The 412-nt window shown below is 65.8% G+C and carries 2 pseudogenes; both read left to right on the forward strand.

The features are described 5' to 3' along the window. Positions 1–160, forward strand: a pseudogene (hslU, locus tag D7Y04_RS43065) (HslU--HslV peptidase ATPase subunit); the annotation flags it as partial. A 57-nt stretch (positions 161–217) separates the two neighbouring features. Continuing rightward, positions 218–412, forward strand: a pseudogene (locus tag D7Y04_RS43070) (aminotransferase class III-fold pyridoxal phosphate-dependent enzyme); the annotation flags it as partial.

Genomic DNA, 412 nt, shown 5'->3' on the forward strand with positions numbered 1-412 from the left:
CGCTCGCCGCCTGCACACCGTGCTGGAGCGACTGCTCGACGAGGTGTCCTTCGCCGCCAGTGAGCTGGGGCCTCGAGACTTCCAGGTGGACGGCAATTATGTGCGTGAGCGCCTGAGTTCCATCGTCCAGGATGAGGACCTGTCGCGCTACATCCTCTAGCGCGCTATATGGCGCGCTCGCAGCCGTTCCCCCCACCACGAAGGAAGGTAGACACCCTTGCCGCAGCCCGTGCCCTCCGCCGCCGCCTCGACTTCCAACGACACCCTCATCTCCAAGGCCAAGAGCCACCTGCTGCAGAACTACAAGCAGCAGCCCATCGTCCTGGTCAAAGGTCGGGGTACGCGCGTGTGGGACGCGGATGGCCGTGAGTATCTGGACCTCATCGGCGGGGTGGCGACGTGCGCGCTGGGG

The organism is Corallococcus sp. AB038B (assembly GCF_003668955.1).
GTDB classification, from domain to species: Bacteria; Myxococcota; Myxococcia; order Myxococcales; family Myxococcaceae; genus Corallococcus; species Corallococcus exiguus.